The organism is Bradyrhizobium sp. LA2.1 (assembly GCF_040547725.1).
Taxonomy (GTDB): Bacteria; Pseudomonadota; Alphaproteobacteria; order Rhizobiales; family Xanthobacteraceae; genus Bradyrhizobium; species Bradyrhizobium barranii.
The window spans coordinates 199,366-217,818 of sequence record NZ_JBEPQI010000014.1 but is presented as its reverse complement, the minus strand read 5'-3'; the positions used below and the strand labels follow the sequence as shown (position 1 = coordinate 217,818).

Below are 18,453 nucleotides of genomic sequence, written 5' to 3'. Positions count from 1 at the left end.
CGCGCCTGCACCTGTGGCGGCGCTGGCACACCCTGCCCCGCCTGCAAGACTGCTGGCGAAGGTGAAGTGCCGCGGATACCGGAAGGCTTTCGGGTGGAGGTCGACAATGAAGGCTGGCGGCATTGAGAGGCCTTGTGAGCGGCCCCAGGCGCCTTCGGGGCTGGAGAGGAACGGAGACGCCGGGACCGCCACGACGCACTGGCTCAAGGCTGGGCGCCGGCGAATACTCTCCGCCCGCGGATTCATCGCGCGCTCTAACAAATGTGGAGTGGCCCAGATTAACTTTGTGGGCATCCTCCGTTGCCCCTGCGCAACGCTACGAGTGTTCCTTCACGGAACAGCAGCGACGAAATATTCCTGACACAAATGCTTGCTTCCATTTGGCTCAACCGGGCGCGTTTTTGCATCCCTGCTTATTTTCATTCCCCGGGGACGGCTTTGCTCGCACCTATTTTTTGACCAGCGTCGATAGACTTTGGACAGGGCCGCCCGCAAGGCGGCCCTTTCTTCTGAGGGTCTCACACCCTATCTGCGGCCCATGCGTAGTGCGTTCGAATTCTGCCTTCTCCGCGAAAGTGGTGCCGGCCGGACCCGACTGGAAGTTAGGAACGGCTCCATCTGTCGCAGCATTGCTGTCGTGGCACGCGTTGCTAATGAAGACGGATAACTCTTGATTGGAAAGCCGCAGTTTCATGGACCGGTTGCAAGAAGTTGCGATGAAGAAGGCTATCGCAATTATTGCAATCTTTTGCTCGACGGATTTAAAATCCGCGTTTTCCTGAACGATGCGGAGCAGATCGAATACACTGCGGCAAATCCTGAAGAAGGCTGGGTTCGGGTGATCCTTCCCAGCAACTCGCTGTCCGCTCGCCGTATTCTGAAGGGCTTTGTAGAGATCAGGATTGAGCGAACGTCCAGACCTGGGCGTACGTGAAGAGCCGCCTAGCTCTTCTTTGCCTTTTTCAAATTGATCCCGGTTCCGTTGCGTGAGGTGCTTATGCGTCAGTTCAGATGGCTTTTGTCAATCGCCCCAAACAGCGATGAGACCGTCTACCTGGTCGCAGACAACTCCGGCCGCAATGGCAGCGCCTGGTGCGAAGCAGACTTGGAGAGGGCGGTGGAAACTGTCATCCAGAATCTGCTTGCTGGAGAATATCGCCAGCCGATCCGGGTAGTCGCCTTCAACACAGCCGAACGCTGGTCGGAAGATGTTTCCGAGGACATCGCCCGCGAGATCCAGCGTCGTTGCAATCTGCAACTGAGCGACGTGCCTTCGTACCTGCAGGAGTTTGTGGATCGCTACTCACCACAAGACCTGCAGCAATTCAGTCTTCGCCTGGTGTAGCGATGGCCTTCCAGGGAAAAAAGCCGGAAGCGCTGGGCGTCAAGGCGCCCTTCGGCTTCATCAAGCCGGCCTTGGCGGCCTCGATCGGCCGCGTGCCGTTCGGCGAACGCCCATTCAGTCTGACAGTATCGTCGGAGGAATCGGCGAGCAGTTCGGTAGGCGACGGCTTGCCGAATTCGATCCGCAGGGTCCGGCACAACCCTGATACCAAAAGGCGCGAGGGGCCGTTCGGCGACGATGAGGGATAGACAATCCCTCCACATCGATGACCGCGACTGCCTATTGAGAGAGCTAAAGCGATTAGTCCTTTGATATAGCTCAATGGGGTTGCCGGCGAGCTAGGTTCAAGGCTCTGCCATGAACAAGCCCTCCCAATCCGATAAGCCCGAGCCCAAGCCAACGCGCTTGGAGGACGCTCGCCGGATCATTGAGGAGTACGCTAACGACCTGCGCGAGATAATAAGAAAACTCCGTGAGAAGATGAATTAAAGCCGCCCGCCTTGGCCCACGGTCCGGAGCACAGTGCTTGCTCTTTCCGGCCAGTCGAACGCTAGAACCGCGCTCGTCGCGTTAGCAGCGTGTCCCCACTTGGCCCCAAGCGGTCTTCATGAAGCGTCGGGCTTCTGCGCCGCTGTTGGCGAATAAGCCAACAGCGCGAATGAAGAGGCCGCCAACTGAGGCGGCCTCTTCATTGCCTTCTAACAATCCTGGAATTGAAGATGGCCGTTACTTCGAGAACAGGCCCCATTCCATTGCGGACCTCGACAGCAAAGCGCTGATCCAGAGACCCTTCGATGACTGCTTCACGAGCTGCATCCACGAGTGCGTCAAGCAACCCCACTTAGGAACGCTCTGTCAGTGATCGGCTTGTGTTTGCGGTGACTGTTTCCTTGAGAGACAAGAGCCTGTCCGGAGGCCCCAGCATCATTAAGCCCCCCGGCCCGATGCTGGGGCCCAGGCAGCGCTCAACTTTTGATTCTTCAAGTCATGTGCAGGCGCAGCCTGCTGCCTTTTTTACGATTGAGGGCGGGCGGAGCGTCGCCCTTGTTCAGGTTCTCGGCCACAACCTCTGCCGTTGAATGAGAGAGTCCAGTTAAAGGCGTCCCGTCCGGCGTGACTGCAGGCTGATCTATTGAAGTGTCCAGCACTGTGAATCGGCCGTTCTTGGGGTGCTCGTACCGAACGACAAAGCGGTCTGCCATGAGGATCGCCCTTCACTTCATGGTTGTAAACATACATGGGCGAAGGTCGATGACTAACGGGCGGCGCCACCACCGAGGCGGCCTTGCATCATCTTTCGGCGCAACTTCTGATGATTTCGCGGAAGTACTCCTAAATATCCAGAGCGCCTCGTCCCAAGCGCGACGGCTTGGCGTTCGGCAAACGGGCGGTGGCCTAAATCGAAACTAAACGGCTGTTCCGGCATACTTAAAGAAAGGTGATGGAATTGGTGCCGTGCAGTCCAAGAACGAACGCGTTGAGCTGGAAATGCGGATACTCCGCTATCGGCAAATAGCCAGACGTTTTGCGCATGACCCACAGACCTATGAGCGTATCCAGACGCTCGTTCGGGAACTGGAAGACAAGCTCCGCGAAATCGACGAGTAGGCCGCGTCAGTCGGCGGCCTCGGTGTCCATCAGACGATCAAACCTCGGCCATCGACGTCTAGCGCCCCCGCTTGGCGGATTTCTTGGCTCTCTCGACCCGCACGCCTTTGAATTTCTTGGCAGCTTTCTTCGCCTTTTTCGGTTTCTTCACGGCCATGAACTCGCCGGACGTTCTGTCGCGCTTTGTATATCCGGTAGCTCCGCCAATTGTCGTTTTGGTCTGCGAGCGTTTCTTCAACGCGCCCTTGCGAGCGTTGTCGCCGGTCGGTTTATTGACTGCCATGTTTTCTCCGCTGGTTGCCTCTCGCTATAAAAGCGCAGCGTAACTCGCAGTTCCAACCAGAGGAACAAATCGGCGCGGATCAAATTGAATCCCGGTTCTGTTGCGTGGAGTTGCGTATGCGTCAGTCCCGGTGGACCCCTTCCATCGTCCCGGCCGATGAACCGACCGTGTATCTAGTGGCGGACGACTTCGGGCGCGCAGGCAGCGCCTGGCGCGAAAACGACATGGAGTCGGCAGACCTCGAGACGGTCATCCAGGACCTCCTCGCCGGCGAGTATCGACGTCCGATCAAGGTTATTGCCTTCAACACGTCCGAGCGCTGGTCAGAAGACGTTTCCGAGGACGTTGCTCGCGAGATCCAGCATCGGTGCAATCTGCAGCTCACCGACGTTCCTTCGCATCTCCAAGAATTCGTCGATCGCTACGCTGCCCAGGACACCCGGCAGTACAGTTTGCGCCTGGTCTAGATCGTGGTCTTCCAGCGAAAAAAGCCAGAAGCGCTAGGCGTCAAGGCACCCTTCCCCGGCTTCATCGAGCCGGCCCTGGCATCCTCGATCGACCGCGTGCCATCCGGCGAGCGCTGGATTCATGAGATCAAGTTCGACGGATATCGCGTCCAAGTGCATCTCGCCAAAGAAGCTGTCACCGTTTTCACCCGCCGCGGGCACGACTGGACCAAACGCTTTAAGAAGGTCGCCGACGACGCATGGCACATTAAGGCGAGCTCGGCGATCATCGACGGCGAAGCCGTGGTGCCGGCCGCCGGCGGCAGCACCGATTTCTCCGTCTTGCAGAACGAGCTAAAGGGCACCTCGACTAAGATCGTGCTCGTCGCCTTCGACCTGCTGTATCTCAACGGCCGGGATCTACGGAAAGTCCCCCTGCTCCAGCGCAAGGCCGCGCTGAAGAAGATCATAGCCGGCAGCGACGTCCAATTTAGCGAAAGCTTCGAGATCGACGGCCGCGAGATGTTCACGCACGCCTGCAAGGTCGGGCTCGAAGGCGTGGTCTCGAAGGTGCGTGACAGCATCTACGCGAGCGGCCGGGGCAACAACGGGGTCAAGAAGACCTGCGCCCAACGCGAGACGCTGACGATTGCCGGCTTCGCGCTCGATGATGGCAAATGGGACGGCATTTATCTCGCGCGGCGCAGGGGCGACGACCTGATCTATGCCGGCAAGGTCGACCACGGCTTCGACAAAACGTCAGCCGCCGAGTTGCGGCGGCGCCTCGAGCCGCTGGTCCGGAAGACACAGCCCTATGCGAAGCGGGTTGAGCACAAAGGCATCTGGGTCGAGCCGAAGCTGCTGGCCGAGATCGAGTACCGCGCCAAGTCCGCCGAGGGAAAGGTGCGGCATCCGTTCTACAAAGGGTTGCGCGAGGATCTCTGTAGCCTGGCCCGACCTCCGAACGGAACGAACAGGCGCCTTCGGTCCTTATGAGGAAGCGGAGCCTCGATCCCAGGGTGCTTCCGAGGGACAGGCCAATGCTCCGTCAGACCGGAAACGAAGAACAGGTTCTGGATCGTACCGTCGAGTTGGCGGCGACCATCGCGGAAGAAGGCCTCCGGTACGTCAGCGACTCCTCGCCAGGCTACACGCGCAAGCGGACCGGCACGACGTTCACCTACTACGACAAGGACGGCAAGCGCATTACCGATGCCGCCGTCGTTCGGCGGATCAAGGCGATCGGCATCCCGCCGGCCTACGAGTCAGTCTGGATCTGCCCCTCACCCAACGGCCATATCCAGGCGACAGGGCTCGATGCACGCGGGCGCAAGCAGTACCGCTATCACCCGAAATGGCGCGAGCTGCGCGACCAGAACAAGTACGAGCACATCATCCAGTTCGCGGCCGCCCTCCCAGCGCTACGGCACCGGGTCGCCGCCGACATGAAGCGGGACGGACTGCCTCGCGAGAAGGTGCTCGCCACCATCGTCAGCCTCCTGGAGAAGACGCTGATCCGGGTCGGCAATGCCGAGTATGCCGAGACGAACAAGTCCTACGGGCTTACGACCCTGCGCCGCAAGCACATCGCGGTCGGCCGCGGCGTTCTTCGGTTCGCCTTCACGGGCAAGTCGGGCAAGCAGTGGAAGCTCCGCGTTGAAGACAAGCGGATCGCCTCAATCGTGAAACGCTGCGCGGAGATCCCGGGACACGAGCTCTTCAAATACCTCGACGACGACGGAGAGCCTCGCAGCGTGGATTCCGGCGACGTCAACGCTTACATCAAAGACGTTACGGGCGAGGACTTCAGCGCCAAGGATTTCCGCACCTGGGCCGGGACCGTGCTGGCGGCGCTGGCGCTGTCCGAGTTCAAGAAGTACGACAGCCAAGCCGAGGCAAAGCGCAACGTCGTCGCCGCGATCGAGAGCGTCTCGAAGCAACTCGGCAACACGCCGGCCATCTGCCGCAAATGCTACGTGCATCCCGAGGTTCTGGACGCCTACGTGTCCGGCGACCTCGTGAAGATGATCGAAGCCAAGATCGCGCAGAAGTTCAAGCGCCAGTACGCGAAGCTCACCTCCGACGAGGTCATGGTGCTGGCATTTCTCCGCAAGCGTCTCGATGCCCTGAAGGCCGCCGCCTGAGCCCCGCGTACCAGTCGGCATAAGGCGTGTTCTTGACCGCGTGTCGGTTGAAGTCGGGCGCGCCATCCTTCCACCACACCGGTCCCCGCTCTCCCAGCCGGCGCTTAGCTTCGTCGACGAGGCGATGGGCGACGGCGTCTAGATCTATAGCCGCCCTGGCGTCCTTCACGGCTCGCCGCGCATCCATCAGCTGTTTCACCAGCCGCTCCTTGTCTTGGGCAGCAAGGTCGGGATCGCTCATCCGCCAGAGTCGACCGCGGACTACGAAATAGCGCCCGTCGGGCGTGACTGGATGCTGCAGGCCCCGGCATCAGATGAAGGGCTTCCCTCCGGTCACCGCGACCGTGGTGCCGGAGGTGAAGCTCGACCGCGGATCGGCGAGCATCACATAGGCCGTCGCCAGCTCGACCGGCTGCCCGGCCCGCTTCATCGGCACCTGTTTGCCGAAATTCTTCACGGTATCCTCGGGCATGGTCGATGGGATCAGCGGAGTCCAGATCGGCCCGGGCGCCACGGCGTTCACGCGGATGCCCTTCTCCGCTAGCATCTGGGCCAGCCCCCCTGTGAAGTTCTGGATAGCGCCCTTGGTCGTCGCATAGGCCAGGAGCGTGGGGTTCGGCATGTCCGAGTTCACGGATGCCGTATTGATGATCGCGCCGCCCGGCTCCATGTGCGGCACGGCGGCCTTCGCGAGGAAGAACATGGCGTGAATATTCACATCGAACGTCATTCGCCATTCCTCGTCGCTGATGTCGCCAAGATCCTTGAAGGTCGCCTGATGCGCGGCATTGTTGACGAGGATGTCGACCCCGCCAAGATCCCGGACCGCCCGATCGACGACCTTCCTGCAGTGGTCCGCGGACCTCAGGTCGCCCTCGACCAGAACAACCTTGCGCCCCTCCGCCTCGACGAGGGCCGCAACTTCCTTGGCGTCTTCGTGCTCCTCGAGATAGGCGATCAGGACGTCGGCGCCCTCGCGGGCAAAGGCGATGGCGACAGCTCGCCCTATTCCGCTGTCGCCACCGGTGATGATAGCCCGCTTGCCGTTCAGGCGGCCCGCCCCTTTGTAGCTGGCCTCGCCGTGATCGGGGCGTGGGTCCATCTTAGCGGTCAACCCGGGCATTGACTGCTTCTGACTGGGGTAAGGCGGCTTCGGATAGTCGGGCATCGGAATCGGTCTCCGCGGGTTGAGAGCGCGACAACCAACTGACGACAACCAAGGTTCCTAGCCCGTTGCCCGCCTCGCACCGGCTGTAGGCATCCGCGACGCGCTTGCGCAAAGAAGAAGAAACAGCGCCCGCTCCGCCTTGTATCTCGCGCCTGCGCGACTGCACTCCGAGCCGGACATGGCGACTTCGCCCGCGGCGGTGCAGACGGCCCATTTCCAGCGGCCCCGTCCCCGCTGCTTCAGCACGACGTCGTAGCCGGCAAAACGGTCCTCGTCGGTTTCGAACTTCATGCCGCGAACCGCTCCGGAAATCCGTCGCGTAGCTGGTCCAGAAGCCGTTGTTCGCGCTCGATCCGGCTGCAGTAGAGTTCGCGCTCCCTTTCGGTCTTCGCGCTGGCAAGGAGCAGGCGGTAGTGGGCGATGACCTTCTCGCTGCCGCGGATCAGCAGATCTGTGACGGCGGTCACGATACCGCCCCCGCGGTCGCCGGCGACGATTGTGGGGGTAACGTGAATGCCATGGGGAAGGTCTTGGAGGTCAATACCTCCAGCGCCGAGCTCTCCTCGGAGAGGCGCCGTTCGATGAACTGGCGTTCGAGGTCCGAGAGACGGGTCTTCAGCAGGCTGCGATAGCGGTGGATGTTGTTGCGGTGCGCACGGATACGGGCAAAATCTTCATCGAGCATCGTCGCCACTCCTGACGGTCTTCTTGTCCTTTTCAGCTGCGAGAAACGGGAAAACGAATTCCCCGTTGCAAAAATATTCGGCGCAAAATCGCTGTCAAGATGGCAGTGGTGCAGCGTGCGAATGCTTGTGCCACCGGGTTAACCAAATCACGTTGGCCGAAAAAATTTCCGACGGTCCTCTTGAGACCTCTTGTCGTTTTTCTAATTCATTTTTCGCCGCGAGAGTGGTGTGCCGGACGCCAGGTTGGGCCCGGCGCGGGCGCCGGCTGGCAGGTCCTCGGACCGCCGACTTGCGTCCCTTCGTAACCATCTTGCTCCTAGGAGGACTTGGATATGAGGACGACCTTCGACTTCGCGCCCCTGTGGCGCTCCACCATCGGCTTCGACCACTTGGCTGGCCTGGTCGATAGCACGCTTCGTCAGGCGAGCGACGACAACTATCCGCCCTACAACATCGAGCGCTCCGGCGAAGACCACTACCGGATTACGCTCGCCGTCGCGGGCTTCGGCGCCGACGATATCAGCGTAACGGCCGAGCAGAACGCGCTCACCATCGAGGGCCGGAAGCCGGAGAAGCCGGCGAGCGAATATCTCTTCCAAGGGATCGCCGCGCGCCCCTTCCGCCGCGTCTTCAACCTCGCCGACTACGTCCAGGTGAAGGAGGCCGCGTTCCGCGACGGCCTCCTGATCATCGATCTCGTCCGCGAGGTCCCGGAAGCCATGAAACCCCGCCGGATCCAGATCGCGGGCGCGACGGCTTCCTCGCCCCAGATCGAGCAGAAAAAGGCCGCCTGACGGCCATGCGGGCGGTGGTTGGTCCGCCGCCCGCATTCAAACCTTCCCTGGAAAGGAGCGTAAAAGGGAGACGACCAATGACCAACGCCAACACGAATTCCTGCACTCACCACCCTCTATTCCATCCGGCCGCGCACTACGCGTCTCCGGACGACGTCCTGAACGACCAGGAGCTGACCGCTCCCGAGAAGCGGGTCGTCCTGTCGTCGTGGGCCTCCGACATGTTCGCAGTCGAATCCTCGCCGGCCTTGCGCGAGATTCCCGGTATGGGCCGCCCGGTCCGGCTCGCGGGAATCCTTGCGGCACTGCGCAAATTGGACGGCGACGACGACGACCCGCCCCGCGGCGGCGGGGTGCCGATGCGGTTGCGGCGGCCTTGGGCCGCCGCGGTTGCCTTCGGAACGCGATGCTCACGCCAGCCGTCCTGACGATGGTGTTGCTCGGCAACGTTGCATTCCGCCTCCGAGATCTTTCGGCGGCTCATCGAAACGGTCGACGGCGTTGGAGCCGAACTCCTGGAGACCTACGCCAAGCATTGGGAAAGCGAAGCGGACAGGCGCGCGCACCGGATGCTGCTGGAATCCATCGGCTCCGGCTTCGCTCCCGGATCGGCGACGGATTTTCTCGTGCGCTTCATCGCGGAGCGCAGGGCGGCTTCGAAGCGAACGACCGGCGCGGCGACCGCCCCTCCTAGGCCGACACTTCCGCATGCCGTACCAAGGCATTGGAACAAGTGGACAAGCCCCAGCCTCGCCGTTTTGGAATCCCTGCTCCGTGCTAACTGCCGGGAACGCTCAGGCGACCCGAGGATTCATTTGGGCAGGAGAATCCGATGCTGATGACGAAGGAAAGACCGCGAACGATCCGGACGCTGCGAGGATGGGCGATAAATGTGCTGCAGGAGGCCGGTGCCATCCACGAGTGCGAAGAGCACGGCTGGGCGCGTGACCGGGCCGACCCGCATGCTCGCGAGCGCGCTTTAGATTTTGCCCGTCAGGATCCGCCGACCGGCGTCTCATCCGATCAAGCGGCCGCTGAAGTCCGGGCCGTCTTGGAAACGATCGGCGACACCTGTCCCGAGTGCCTGCCGGAATAGGCGCAGCAGCCGGGGCTTCTATTCCCGAGCGCGGCGCAGGGCATCCTTGAGCTCTTCCCTCTCGTTCTCCCACCGCGCGTCCTCGGCCTCGATCCTCTTTTCGATCGCTGCCCGTTCGGCGATCAAGGTCTCCGAGCGCGCTTCGTGCTCACGCCGCGCAGTGTCAGCGACTCCTGCGCCTTCGTGACCAGCTTCTCCCGCTTGGCCCGCTCCTTCTCGCGCGCCGCCTCTTCCTTGCGGCGCTCCGCATCCCGCCGCTTCTGTTCCCGCTCGAATTCCGCAGCGGCCTTGCGCGAATCCTCGACGCTGATCGCGGGCACCATCCGCCTCTTGGACTCCGGCCATCGAGCCTTCTTCCGACCGCTCTCCTCGTCATCGAGATCGGGAAGGTCCGCTTGCTCGGCGAAGCGACCGCTCGAGCCGGCCGGGCGCTTCAGGACTGCACCCGGCTTCGCCATCGTGGCCGCAACGACATCCGGATCATCGGTCTCCTTGGCGACACCTTGATGGAAGAGATTGCTGCCGGCGCCCCACGCCTCCAGCGCGGCCTTCATCGAAGGCGCGGCGATCGCGAGATCGTAGAATCCGAGCGACGTCTGGAATGTCTTCAGCTTCCTCGGCATCAGCCGGCAGCTCTCCTAGCGCCGGCGCGCCATCCACACCCCAAGCAGGAACGCGGCAAAAAGCGTCTGCAGTGGGGCCTTCACGGTGATCTCGCGCAACCGCTCCGCCAGGTCCGTTGCGAATTCCCCGGAATTGACGCGAGGGGGGTGAGAAGACCTCGTTCCGGACGGGGCCGCGGCGCCCGCCGGGTCGGTGACGAGACCGGAGGCTTCGGTCATCGCAGACGTTTCGCGCTCATCCATGGCATTCTCCCGTGTTGGCAGCCAAGCAACCGGCCCTCGGAAGCTCGTCGCGACCTGGCGAGCATGAGCACGGCAACGGCTTACGCCGACTTCCGCCGCGCCCCGGCCGCCGGCTTCTTCGCTGCGGCTTCCTTCGGCTTCTTGCCGGCGATCGGCATCAGCATTTCCTTCTGGCCAGCGGAAGCTTTCTTCGTCTTCTTGGCGGGTTTCTTCTGTGTCCCCGCCTCGGCCGCTGCGCCGCCGACGCTCCTGCGCAGCGCGTCCATCAGATCGACGACGTTCTCGCCCTTCGGCCGCTCCTTCGGGCGGATGACCTTGCCTGCCCTCTTCTGGTTGATGAGGTCGACCAGGGCGGTCTCGTAGTGGTCTTCAAACTTGTCCGGATCGAAGCGGCCCGCCTTCTGGTTGACGATGTGCTTGGCGAGATCCAGCATGTCTTTCGTGACCTTCACATCCTGGATCTCATCGAAGTATTCCGCCGGATCCCGAACCTCGTAGGGGTACCGCAGCAGCGTCCCGATCAACCCCTTGTCGCGCGGCTCGAGCGCGACGATGTGCTCGCGGCTCGTCAGCACCAGCCGCCCGATCGCGACCTTGTCCATCTCGCGGATGGTCTCTCGGATCACGGCGAAGGCGTCGTGCCCGACCTTGCCGTCCGGGCGCAGGTAATAGGGCCGGATCAGGTAGCGCGGATCGATGTCGCTGCGGTCGACGAACTCGTCGATCTCGATGGTCCGCGTCGACTCGAGCGCGACTTCCTCGAGCTCCTCCTTTGTCACCTCGATGAACTGCCCCTTCTCGACCTCGTATCCCTTGACGATGTCCTCGTTGGGCACCTCGTCGCCGGTGTCCACATCGACCTTCAGGTACTTGATGCGGTGGCCGGTCGTCCGGTTGAGCTGGTTGAAAGAGATCTTCTCGCTCTCGGACGTGGCCGGATACAGCGCCACCGGACAGGTCACGAGGGACAGACGCAGAAAGCCTTTCCAGTTGGCGCGGGGGGCCATGTACGCAGAACTCCGGTTGGGGACCGCGGATTCAAGACGAACGGCGGCGGCCGGTTCCGACACGATGGCTCACGATCAGGGAGAATCTTTTTCGCCCTCTATCGACTCTTTTGTTCTTGTTATGTTCTATGGAGCAATGACGGACCGACCCGCGAGCTGGCGCATGCCGAACCCAACGCAGATGGACAAGATGGCCGCTGCCGTCGGCAGAAGCGTACCTACGAAGCCTGGATTGGCTCCGGACGCCGACCTGCCTCCGGAATACTGGCAAGCCCTCCTGGAGGACCCTCGCGCCGAGACCCGATCGGCCCCCTCTGGAGCAACGCTACGGCTCAGCCAAATCAACCAGCACGTCCTGAGAGTCGGTTGCCGCCGCTGCGCCCGGCTCGTCGAGATCCAGAAGGCCGATGCCGCCCGCCTGTATGGACCGGACGCCGTCTGGAAAGACGTCGGCCAGCGCCTGCTGGACAACAACTGCACGCAGCGGACCGGCCGCCATGAGGAAGACGGCTGCTGGCCGTCCTACGACGTGCCGTAGGCCGCGGGCCGATGGCTCCGAAGCACCATCCCACGCCGTTGTCCGGAGGCGACCGCAAGGCGCTGCAGAAGGAGCTCGGCCACGCCCGGGCCATGACCACCATTTTGGCGACACAGGCGGCCGAGGCCCGCGCCAAGGGCGAGGCGCTCATCCGCCAGGCTGACCGGCTTCTGTCCGAGAGCTGGAACGAACGCATGTGGGCCGACGGGGAGCCGATCGATCCGTCGCCAACCGTCGATCAGGCGATCAACGGTGGTTTTTCATGGCTTGAAATCGAATGCTCGCGCTGCAAAACACAGCGGGATGTCGATCTGGCGAGTTTGCCCCATGTGCCTACGACCTTCATCCATGACCTGGCGGGTCGGCTGCGCTGCGCCAAATGTGCAAAGGCCGGCCGGCGTCCCACTGCGACGCTGCGGCAGCTGGCGCAGCGGCCCCGTCACACGACTGAACCGACCTGACATGTGCAATCTCTCCTCGATCACTCCCGCCGCGCGAATAACCTGAGCTAGGCAGCGCTCGCGGACACCGGACAGGAACGCTCTTTCCCGGCCATGATTGGAAGTGCGGGAGAACGTTCATGGCCGAAATCGAAAAAACAGCTGCACGCACGGATGGAACCAGCTTGAGTCTCGCAGCGGCGCTCGGCCTCATGGCCGTCGCGTTTCTGTGGGACCGTATGATCCCACCCGACCAAGCCAGCCCGCCTAAGGGCGATGACGCATTCCCCGAACATCGCGGGGCAGAGCGGGACACCTCGCCTTCGCGCCTTGCGACCGAGAACGGTGACCACGGACGCCAAGCCACCTCTCCGGCGGAGATCCCGGCGAAGGGATGGAAGGACATCCTGTTGCGCGTCTACGGCAACATCGGCGACCACCGGATTCTGGCTCTGGCCGCCGGCATGACCTATTACAGCATCCTCGCGATCTTTCCCGCGTTGGCCGCCCTCGTCGCGATATACGGATTCTTTTCCGACCCCGGCAGCATCGCCAAGCACCTCGATGATGTCTCGGGCTTCATTCCGGGGGGCGCCGTCGAAGTGGCGCGCGAGCAATTGACACGCGTCGCAACGAAGGGCGACCGAACCCTCGGTTTTACTTTCGCGATCGGGCTTGCGATCTCGCTCTGGAGCGCGAACGCCGCCATGAAGTCGTTGTTCGACACCCTGAACATCGTGTACGGCGAACAGGAGAAGCGCGGCTTCGTCAAGCTGAACGCGATGTCGCTGGGATTCACCGTCGGCGCGATCGCCTTCGTCGTGGCGGCGCTTGGCGCCGTCGTCGTCGTTCCCGTTGTGCTGCAATACGTCGGATTGTCGAATGCGGCGGACCTGCTTGTCCGGATCGGACGCTGGCCTGCACTCTTCGTGGCTCTGGCCTTTGCCCTCGCCTGCATCTACCGGTTCGGCCCCAGCCGCCAGGCGCCGCGGTGGACGTGGATCACCTGGGGCAGCGCGGCTGCGGCCTTGCTCTGGCTCGCGGCATCCGGTCTGTTTTCGTTCTACGCCGCGAACTTCGGCACCTTCAATGCCACCTATGGGTCCTTGGGCGCGGTCATCGGCTTCATGACGTGGCTCTGGATCTCGGCGATCGTGATCCTGCTCGGAGCCGAGCTCAACGCGGAGATGGAGCACCAGACGGCGCGCGACACCACGACGGGACAGGCTAAGCCGCTCGGCGACAGAGGCGCCAAGATGGCAGACACCGTAGGAGCGCCCCGATCTTGAGGCACACCCTCGAGGGCGCGGTCGTGGCAGTGGCTGCCGACAGCGGACACCGTTTCAGCAAGCCGGTGCAGGACCAGATCACACTGGTGAAAGGGCACGGCGTCGACGGTGACGCCCACGCCGGCCAGTATGTGCGGCATAGATATCTTGCGCGGCGCCACCCTTGCCTGCCCAACCTACGTCAAGTCCATCTCATCCCAAGCGAACTCTTCGCGACTGTCCGTGAGGCGGGTTACGACATAGGGCCCGGACAACTGGGCGAGAACATCACTACAGCCGGCCTGGACCTTGAAAAGATGCCGCTCGGCACGCGCATCGAACTCGGGCCTACGGCGGTGGTCGAGCTGATCGGCCTGCGGACGCCCTGCGTGCTCATCGACCGCTTCAGAACCGGCCTAAAAAGACAGGTCTTGTCGTCGGCAAAAACGGACCCTGCATTCAGATGCGGCGTCCTGGGCGTGGTGCGAGCTGGCGGACAGGTGGCAGCCGGCGATTGCGCGCGCGTCATTCTGTCCGACGGATGTCAGAAGCCGCTTCCTTCGCTGTAGCCTTAGGCAAGAAGGAACCAAGCCTCTACGTCACAGTTGGAGGTGACTTTTGAGGACAGGTCCATGACGAAGGGTGACGAACTCCGCTACGGCGCTCCCCGGAATGCGGTCCATCTTTGCGTAGACATGCAGCAGATGTTCGCGGGAGGTACGGATTGGACAATGCCGTGGCTGCCGCGCGTCCTGCCGAACGTCGTCGCGATCACCTCCGCCGATCCCGAGCGGACAATCTTCACGCGTTTCATCCCGGCGCAAAGCCCAGGCCAGGGCGCCGGCATGTGGCGGCGCTACTACGAGCGCTGGAGCTCGATGACCATCGACACGCTCGGTCCGGAAATGATCGACCTGGTAAAGGAGCTCGCCCGCTTCGTCCCGCCCGCGCGCACTTTGGACAAGTACGTCTACTCGCTCTGGACGGGGAGCGCGCTTCACGCGCAGCTTCGCGAAGCCGGCGTCGAAACGGTCGTCGTCACAGGCGGCGAAACCGACGTCTGCGTCCTCGCGACCGTATTGGGCGCGGTCGACTGGGGCTTTCGCGTTATCCTCGTCGCCGACGCGCTTTGCAGCTCGGCAGACGAGACGCATGATTCCATGATGAACATCTACATGAACCGGTTCGCCCAGCAGGTGGAGTGCGTCACGACCGAAACGCTTCTCGCCAACTGGCCGGCCGACGGCCGGGCTAGGCCCCTCTCATGAACCATTCCTATGTCGTGCAGATCCTCGTTCCGACGGAGACCGGCAACGGCGAGCCGGTTTCCAAGGAATGGTTCGACAATTTCCTGCAGGAGTTGACTGATAAGTTCGGCGGGGCGACGAGTTTCGTCCGCGCGCCTGGACAAGGCCTGTGGCGAAGCGACGTTACGACCGAGCGGGACACGATCGCGGTCGTAGAAGTGATGGCCACGAAGCTGGCCCCGGAATTCTGGCGGTTTCTGCGCGAACGGCTCCAGCGGGAATTGTCGCAGGAGGAAATCGTCATCCGCGCCTTAGGAAATCATCCCGCTCTGAATCCTTAGGAACCGTCCTCATGCGCCGCAAGTTTTCCGGTTGGATCCAACTAGGAGGAAAGCCATGGGATTCTTCACCAAAGACATCAAAACGCTGAACGACCTCTTCGTGCATACGCTGCAGGATATCTACTACGCCGAGCAGCAGATCGCGAAGAACCTACCGGACATGATCGAGAAGGCGAGCGATCCCGGCCTCAAGAACGGATTCCAGACGCATCTCTCCGAAACCAAGAGCCAGATCACCCGGCTTGAAAAAGTGTTCGAGATGCACGGTGTCGAGGCCAAGGGCGTCGATTGCCCTGCGATCGACGGAATCCTCGAGGAAGCAAGCCAAGTCGCGGGCGATATCGACGACAAGCAGGTGCTGGATGCGGCGCTGATCGCGGCGGCCCAGGCCGTCGAACACTATGAAATTACGAGGTACGGCACCCTGATCGCATGGGCCAAGATGCTTGGCCGCGATGACTGCGCCTCCGTCCTGCAGCAGAACCTCGATGAGGAAAAGGCAACGGACGAGAAGCTAAATACGATGGCGTTGCGCAGCGTGAACCGAAAAGCCGCTTAACCCTTTAGCCACATGGCAAGTAAGAGGGCCGCCCGGAAGGCGGCCCTTGCTTTGAGCAGGAAAGCATGAGCCTTGAAGTATTGAGGACGGTGGCAGCCGCCGTGACGATTATCGCAGCCGCCATGGTGGCGGCGAACTGGAACGCGCGCTCCACCGTGTGCGGGTTCGCTCTCTTTATCCCAGGATCCATCGCATGGATCGCCGACGGGATAATGAACCGAAGAACTCGCTCATCATCCAGAACGCCGTTCTTCTTCTGATCAACGTACTGGCGTACGGCGCTGGCTACCGCGCGCCGACAAGGAAGCCGCCGCGTCTCAGCCTGCGGATCACGCGGCCCGGTAGAGAAGATCAGGCCTGCTTCCTGTCTGAAATGGCCCGGCGTGCGAGCGCGGCTTCTCCCGCCTCCGTCAAACCGCCGATCGATGTCTGCCCTTTCCTCGCGCAGGCGATGATGCTGTCGGCGATATGGCTATCATTGATGAGGCGGCCGTCCCATGCTTGCGACTAATCGGCATCCGCAACTGATTTACTTGTCGACGACCAAAGAAAAGCGGAGCGCGTTGCTAGGGGGTTCATGAAGGATCTATTCTTCGACTACGGAGCACTGATCTCGCCGCGCTTTCGCGCGGCATGGGTCTTCTCGTCAGGTGCGTTACTATACAATGCAACCTGAGATACCCCATGTTTTGATTTGTGGATGCGCGAATTTTCGAGGGCGGTCGTTGACGGCGACGGCGGGAGGGATCGATTCACCCCCTCCCCGGTCCATGCGCCTCAGGTCCAAAGCGGAATTCGACGACGGCACATGGCAGCCTCAATCCTGCGGCGCGCGGCTAGATTGTTAGTATTGGCGATAGAGGCGCGCGAACTAAAAGTCACCGAGTGAGCGGGATTTGCCAAGATCGATACCTCGTGAAGCTCGCCTAATCGGCGGGAGAACACGGCATGCAGCAGCCTCACGTCACTCAAGCCAGCCAAAACCGGCGCCATTTTGCACGTCACGTCGGGATCAGCATCCCTACACTTGTATACGTTCCCAGATAGGGTCGAGGGACGCACGTCTACAAAGACGTTGGCGGTCAGTTCAGAAACTTCACGGCCAGATGGCGCCCATCACGCCATACAACCGAGCAATCAATATCCAAGCCAGCACTTGGAACGCGCAGGCCGAAGGCCGCGGGTACGAAAGGCGCGTTATCGATCTGGACGATCGCAGAGGAATCCGTGAGGTGGCGGACCTTGCATCGCACGGGACTGCCGTCGACCAATATCTGCGCAGCATAGACATTGCGTCGCCGCTCGTTCGCCACGTCTCGCTCCCCCCGCTATAGCGGGGAGACGTTGATCGGCGTTCCAGTCTCAAATGAGGCTAGACCATGGTTTCATTGCTAGGCCGCGAGCTTTTTCTCCATCGCAGCCAGCGGCTCCAAGGCCATATCCTGCGCACACACGGCCTTACGCTCCCCGGGCTTGCCGGAGCCCCAGCGTTTTGTATCGGCTATCTGGCGTGCTGTCAGGCCGTCCAAGCTCGCCTCCAGCACCGCGAAGTGCTCCCCAAGGCCAGCCTTCACCTGCGGTGCATCCAACACGGCGATCAGGGCATCCTCGGGTCCGCTAGCAGGAGCAACGAAGGATCCTGGCGTCGCGGTGACGTTTCGGTGCTGGCGATATCCTAGAAACTCCGCGCCGCGCGCAGTGCCATCGGGGCACCGTTCGGCGGGTGCAAGGCCGGCAGCGGCGCGGGCCTGAGTGAAGGTAGCGCGCGAGCCTAAACCCTTGCGGTCTATTCCAACTCGGCGATTGTCGTTGCAGGCACATAGGCTCTGCGCCCAATGGGCCGCGCCAAGGCGACGATAGTCCTCTCCCTCGCTGCCACGCTCGCGATATGCCGACGCCACTGGAAACCCGCCGCTGCCGCGAATGGCGAGGTGCCGCTGATTGTCCGCCTTCCGCTCCTCATCGGTCTTGCGGCGAGCGCCCTTCTGCTGTCTATGCAGTTTAGCAGCGTCACGCCACTTGCCGTCGCTGCCGCGCCCTTCGTTGATCCGCCCACCCTCGACCTTAATATTGCGCTCGGCCGCAGCATCAAGCTCCTGTGGCGTAATCGGGCCGTATGTGCCGCGGGCACGGATAGCGTCCTCCGCGACAACGCGGATCTGCTCCCTGGGCGAGGGCCGGATCTCCACGACTCGGTCAATCTGCGTGCTACCCACCTCGTTATCGTTGACCGGCATCCACGCCGAAGGCGCGTTCGGCGCGGCGTGTTCTTGGAGCGTGCGGGCCCGAGCGCGCCAGGCGGGATTCGAGAGGAGTGTGCTTTATATATAGACCTCAGTACGTGACGATATCTGGCCGTCTGGGGCTAGTGAGCCTTTGGGCGCCGAACACCAAAAGCCGGCTATTCGAAAATCCGCACGGCCTGCGGGTTTTTGATAAATAATCAAAACAATCAAAAAAGTTTGCGCGTGCCTGGGCCACTGGTTTGTTTGGCGCCGGGCTCCAAGGGATAAGAACACCCAGGGGTGGTTCAGGCTCTGGCGCGGTCACCCCCGACCGCTCGCCAAGCTGCACGCGTCATCCCGCCGAAAAATGACACGGGCCAAAATTTTCCTCG

General features: G+C 62.1%; 28 protein-coding genes and 1 pseudogene. 18 read left to right on the top strand and 11 right to left on the bottom strand.

Annotated elements, in window-relative coordinates; translation table 11 throughout:
* The first annotated feature begins 670 nt into the window (after nucleotides 1–670).
* The 3 genes from ABIB95_RS26920 (at nucleotide 671) to ABIB95_RS26910 (ending at nucleotide 1,593) form a co-directional block, all read left to right on the top strand.
* Nucleotides 671–934 (top strand): hypothetical protein, encoded by a 264-nt coding sequence (locus ABIB95_RS26920; RefSeq protein ID WP_354243664.1) that lies wholly within the window; start codon nucleotides 671–673, stop codon nucleotides 932–934.
* A gap of 63 nt (nucleotides 935–997) precedes the next feature.
* Nucleotides 998–1,345 carry a hypothetical protein gene (locus ABIB95_RS26915; RefSeq protein WP_354243661.1) on the top strand — a complete coding sequence of 116 codons (348 nt, stop codon included), beginning with the start codon at nucleotides 998–1,000 and terminating at the stop codon, nucleotides 1,343–1,345.
* A gap of 2 nt (nucleotides 1,346–1,347) precedes the next feature.
* On the top strand, nucleotides 1,348–1,593 hold the full coding sequence (locus tag ABIB95_RS26910) for a hypothetical protein (protein WP_354243659.1): 246 nt from the start codon (nucleotides 1,348–1,350) through the stop codon (nucleotides 1,591–1,593).
* Nucleotides 1,594–2,325: 732 nt separating this feature from the next.
* On the opposite strand, the gene ABIB95_RS26905 is transcribed toward ABIB95_RS26910, so the two are convergent.
* Nucleotides 2,326–2,547, bottom strand: a complete 222-nt coding sequence (locus ABIB95_RS26905) for a hypothetical protein (RefSeq protein ID WP_141378549.1) — start codon at nucleotides 2,545–2,547, stop codon at nucleotides 2,326–2,328.
* Between the two features lie 253 nt (nucleotides 2,548–2,800).
* On the opposite strand from ABIB95_RS26905, the gene ABIB95_RS26900 reads away from it, so the two are divergent.
* Nucleotides 2,801–2,953, top strand: a complete 153-nt coding sequence (locus ABIB95_RS26900; RefSeq protein ID WP_155794997.1) for a hypothetical protein — start codon at nucleotides 2,801–2,803, stop codon at nucleotides 2,951–2,953.
* Nucleotides 2,954–3,011: 58 nt separating this feature from the next.
* On the opposite strand, the gene ABIB95_RS26895 is transcribed toward ABIB95_RS26900, so the two are convergent.
* Nucleotides 3,012–3,236 carry a hypothetical protein gene (locus ABIB95_RS26895; RefSeq protein WP_354243655.1) on the bottom strand — a complete coding sequence of 75 codons (225 nt, stop codon included), beginning with the start codon at nucleotides 3,234–3,236 and terminating at the stop codon, nucleotides 3,012–3,014.
* 116 nt (nucleotides 3,237–3,352) lie between these two features.
* On the opposite strand from ABIB95_RS26895, the gene ABIB95_RS26890 reads away from it, so the two are divergent.
* The 3 genes from ABIB95_RS26890 to ABIB95_RS26880 are packed head-to-tail and all read left to right on the top strand — an operon-like array spanning nucleotide 3,353 to nucleotide 5,826.
* Nucleotides 3,353–3,703, top strand: a complete 351-nt coding sequence (locus ABIB95_RS26890) for a hypothetical protein (RefSeq protein ID WP_354243653.1) — start codon at nucleotides 3,353–3,355, stop codon at nucleotides 3,701–3,703.
* A gap of 3 nt (nucleotides 3,704–3,706) precedes the next feature.
* Nucleotides 3,707–4,678 (top strand): non-homologous end-joining DNA ligase, encoded by a 972-nt coding sequence (gene ligD, locus ABIB95_RS26885; RefSeq protein WP_354243650.1) that lies wholly within the window; start codon nucleotides 3,707–3,709, stop codon nucleotides 4,676–4,678.
* Between the two features lie 44 nt (nucleotides 4,679–4,722).
* Nucleotides 4,723–5,826 (top strand): DNA topoisomerase IB, encoded by a 1,104-nt coding sequence (locus ABIB95_RS26880; protein ID WP_354243647.1) that lies wholly within the window; start codon nucleotides 4,723–4,725, stop codon nucleotides 5,824–5,826.
* Nucleotides 5,827–6,136: 310 nt separating this feature from the next.
* On the opposite strand, the gene ABIB95_RS26875 is transcribed toward ABIB95_RS26880, so the two are convergent.
* The 4 genes from ABIB95_RS26875 to ABIB95_RS26860 are packed head-to-tail and all read right to left on the bottom strand — an operon-like array spanning nucleotide 6,137 to nucleotide 7,679.
* On the bottom strand, nucleotides 6,137–6,994 hold the full coding sequence (locus tag ABIB95_RS26875; protein ID WP_354243644.1) for a glucose 1-dehydrogenase: 858 nt from the start codon (nucleotides 6,992–6,994) through the stop codon (nucleotides 6,137–6,139).
* Nucleotides 6,995–7,051: 57 nt separating this feature from the next.
* On the bottom strand, nucleotides 7,052–7,285 hold the full coding sequence (locus tag ABIB95_RS26870; protein WP_354243641.1) for a hypothetical protein: 234 nt from the start codon (nucleotides 7,283–7,285) through the stop codon (nucleotides 7,052–7,054).
* On the bottom strand, nucleotides 7,282–7,461 hold the full coding sequence (locus tag ABIB95_RS26865) for a hypothetical protein (protein WP_247302631.1): 180 nt from the start codon (nucleotides 7,459–7,461) through the stop codon (nucleotides 7,282–7,284). Before ABIB95_RS26865 ends, ABIB95_RS26870 begins: the two co-directional genes overlap by 4 nt.
* Entirely contained in the window at nucleotides 7,458–7,679 is a 222-nt protein-coding gene (locus tag ABIB95_RS26860; RefSeq protein WP_304489694.1) for a hypothetical protein, read from the bottom strand. Before ABIB95_RS26860 ends, ABIB95_RS26865 begins: the two co-directional genes overlap by 4 nt.
* A gap of 333 nt (nucleotides 7,680–8,012) precedes the next feature.
* Here ABIB95_RS26860 and ABIB95_RS26855 point away from each other — a divergent pair, with 333 nt between their 5' ends.
* The 3 genes from ABIB95_RS26855 (at nucleotide 8,013) to ABIB95_RS26845 (ending at nucleotide 9,570) form a co-directional block, all read left to right on the top strand.
* Entirely contained in the window at nucleotides 8,013–8,474 is a 462-nt protein-coding gene (locus ABIB95_RS26855; RefSeq protein WP_354243637.1) for an Hsp20 family protein, read from the top strand.
* Between the two features lie 77 nt (nucleotides 8,475–8,551).
* On the top strand, nucleotides 8,552–8,902 hold the full coding sequence (locus tag ABIB95_RS26850) for a hypothetical protein (protein WP_354243634.1): 351 nt from the start codon (nucleotides 8,552–8,554) through the stop codon (nucleotides 8,900–8,902).
* Between the two features lie 404 nt (nucleotides 8,903–9,306).
* On the top strand, nucleotides 9,307–9,570 hold the full coding sequence (locus ABIB95_RS26845) for a hypothetical protein (RefSeq protein WP_038959800.1): 264 nt from the start codon (nucleotides 9,307–9,309) through the stop codon (nucleotides 9,568–9,570).
* A gap of 18 nt (nucleotides 9,571–9,588) precedes the next feature.
* Here ABIB95_RS26845 and ABIB95_RS26840 read toward each other — a convergent pair.
* The 3 genes and pseudogenes from ABIB95_RS26840 to ku all read right to left on the bottom strand — a co-directional run bounded on the left by ABIB95_RS26840 (nucleotide 9,589) and on the right by ku (nucleotide 11,443).
* Nucleotides 9,589–10,193, bottom strand: a pseudogene (locus ABIB95_RS26840) (cell envelope biogenesis protein TolA).
* A 15-nt stretch (nucleotides 10,194–10,208) separates the two neighbouring features.
* Nucleotides 10,209–10,436, bottom strand: coding sequence for a hypothetical protein (locus ABIB95_RS26835; RefSeq protein WP_071911122.1), 228 nt, complete (start codon nucleotides 10,434–10,436; stop codon nucleotides 10,209–10,211).
* Nucleotides 10,437–10,516: 80 nt separating this feature from the next.
* A complete protein-coding gene (gene ku / locus ABIB95_RS26830) occupies nucleotides 10,517–11,443 on the bottom strand; it encodes a non-homologous end joining protein Ku (protein ID WP_354243630.1) in 927 nt (308 codons plus the stop codon).
* 136 nt (nucleotides 11,444–11,579) lie between these two features.
* Between ku and ABIB95_RS26825 the strand changes: the two genes are divergently transcribed.
* The 8 genes from ABIB95_RS26825 (at nucleotide 11,580) to ABIB95_RS26790 (ending at nucleotide 16,347) form a co-directional block, all read left to right on the top strand.
* Nucleotides 11,580–11,981: a hypothetical protein gene (locus tag ABIB95_RS26825; protein ID WP_354243627.1), complete on the top strand. Its 402-nt coding sequence runs from the start codon at nucleotides 11,580–11,582 to the stop codon at nucleotides 11,979–11,981.
* A gap of 11 nt (nucleotides 11,982–11,992) precedes the next feature.
* A complete protein-coding gene (locus ABIB95_RS26820) occupies nucleotides 11,993–12,442 on the top strand; it encodes a hypothetical protein (RefSeq protein WP_038959795.1) in 450 nt (149 codons plus the stop codon).
* A 119-nt stretch (nucleotides 12,443–12,561) separates the two neighbouring features.
* Nucleotides 12,562–13,710 (top strand): YihY/virulence factor BrkB family protein, encoded by a 1,149-nt coding sequence (locus ABIB95_RS26815; protein ID WP_354243623.1) that lies wholly within the window; start codon nucleotides 12,562–12,564, stop codon nucleotides 13,708–13,710.
* The gene (locus ABIB95_RS26810; RefSeq protein ID WP_354243620.1) at nucleotides 13,707–14,258 is read left to right on the top strand and encodes an MOSC domain-containing protein; all 552 of its coding nucleotides are present in this window, start codon (nucleotides 13,707–13,709) and stop codon (nucleotides 14,256–14,258) included. The genes ABIB95_RS26815 and ABIB95_RS26810 overlap by 4 nt, the downstream gene beginning before the upstream one ends.
* A gap of 63 nt (nucleotides 14,259–14,321) precedes the next feature.
* The gene (locus ABIB95_RS26805) at nucleotides 14,322–14,957 is read left to right on the top strand and encodes a cysteine hydrolase family protein (protein ID WP_354243618.1); all 636 of its coding nucleotides are present in this window, start codon (nucleotides 14,322–14,324) and stop codon (nucleotides 14,955–14,957) included.
* Nucleotides 14,958–14,971: 14 nt separating this feature from the next.
* Nucleotides 14,972–15,277 (top strand): hypothetical protein, encoded by a 306-nt coding sequence (locus ABIB95_RS26800; RefSeq protein WP_245285652.1) that lies wholly within the window; start codon nucleotides 14,972–14,974, stop codon nucleotides 15,275–15,277.
* Nucleotides 15,278–15,332: 55 nt separating this feature from the next.
* On the top strand, nucleotides 15,333–15,836 hold the full coding sequence (locus tag ABIB95_RS26795; RefSeq protein WP_354243614.1) for a YciE/YciF ferroxidase family protein: 504 nt from the start codon (nucleotides 15,333–15,335) through the stop codon (nucleotides 15,834–15,836).
* Between the two features lie 193 nt (nucleotides 15,837–16,029).
* The gene (locus ABIB95_RS26790) at nucleotides 16,030–16,347 is read left to right on the top strand and encodes a hypothetical protein (RefSeq protein WP_354243611.1); all 318 of its coding nucleotides are present in this window, start codon (nucleotides 16,030–16,032) and stop codon (nucleotides 16,345–16,347) included.
* A 571-nt stretch (nucleotides 16,348–16,918) separates the two neighbouring features.
* Here the strand turns inward: ABIB95_RS26790 and ABIB95_RS26785 are convergent.
* Both ABIB95_RS26785 and ABIB95_RS26780 read right to left on the bottom strand, forming a co-directional pair.
* On the bottom strand, nucleotides 16,919–17,149 hold the full coding sequence (locus ABIB95_RS26785; RefSeq protein ID WP_354243608.1) for a hypothetical protein: 231 nt from the start codon (nucleotides 17,147–17,149) through the stop codon (nucleotides 16,919–16,921).
* 78 nt (nucleotides 17,150–17,227) lie between these two features.
* The gene (locus ABIB95_RS26780) at nucleotides 17,228–18,073 is read right to left on the bottom strand and encodes a hypothetical protein (RefSeq protein ID WP_354243605.1); all 846 of its coding nucleotides are present in this window, start codon (nucleotides 18,071–18,073) and stop codon (nucleotides 17,228–17,230) included.
* Nucleotides 18,074–18,453 lie beyond the last annotated feature (380 nt).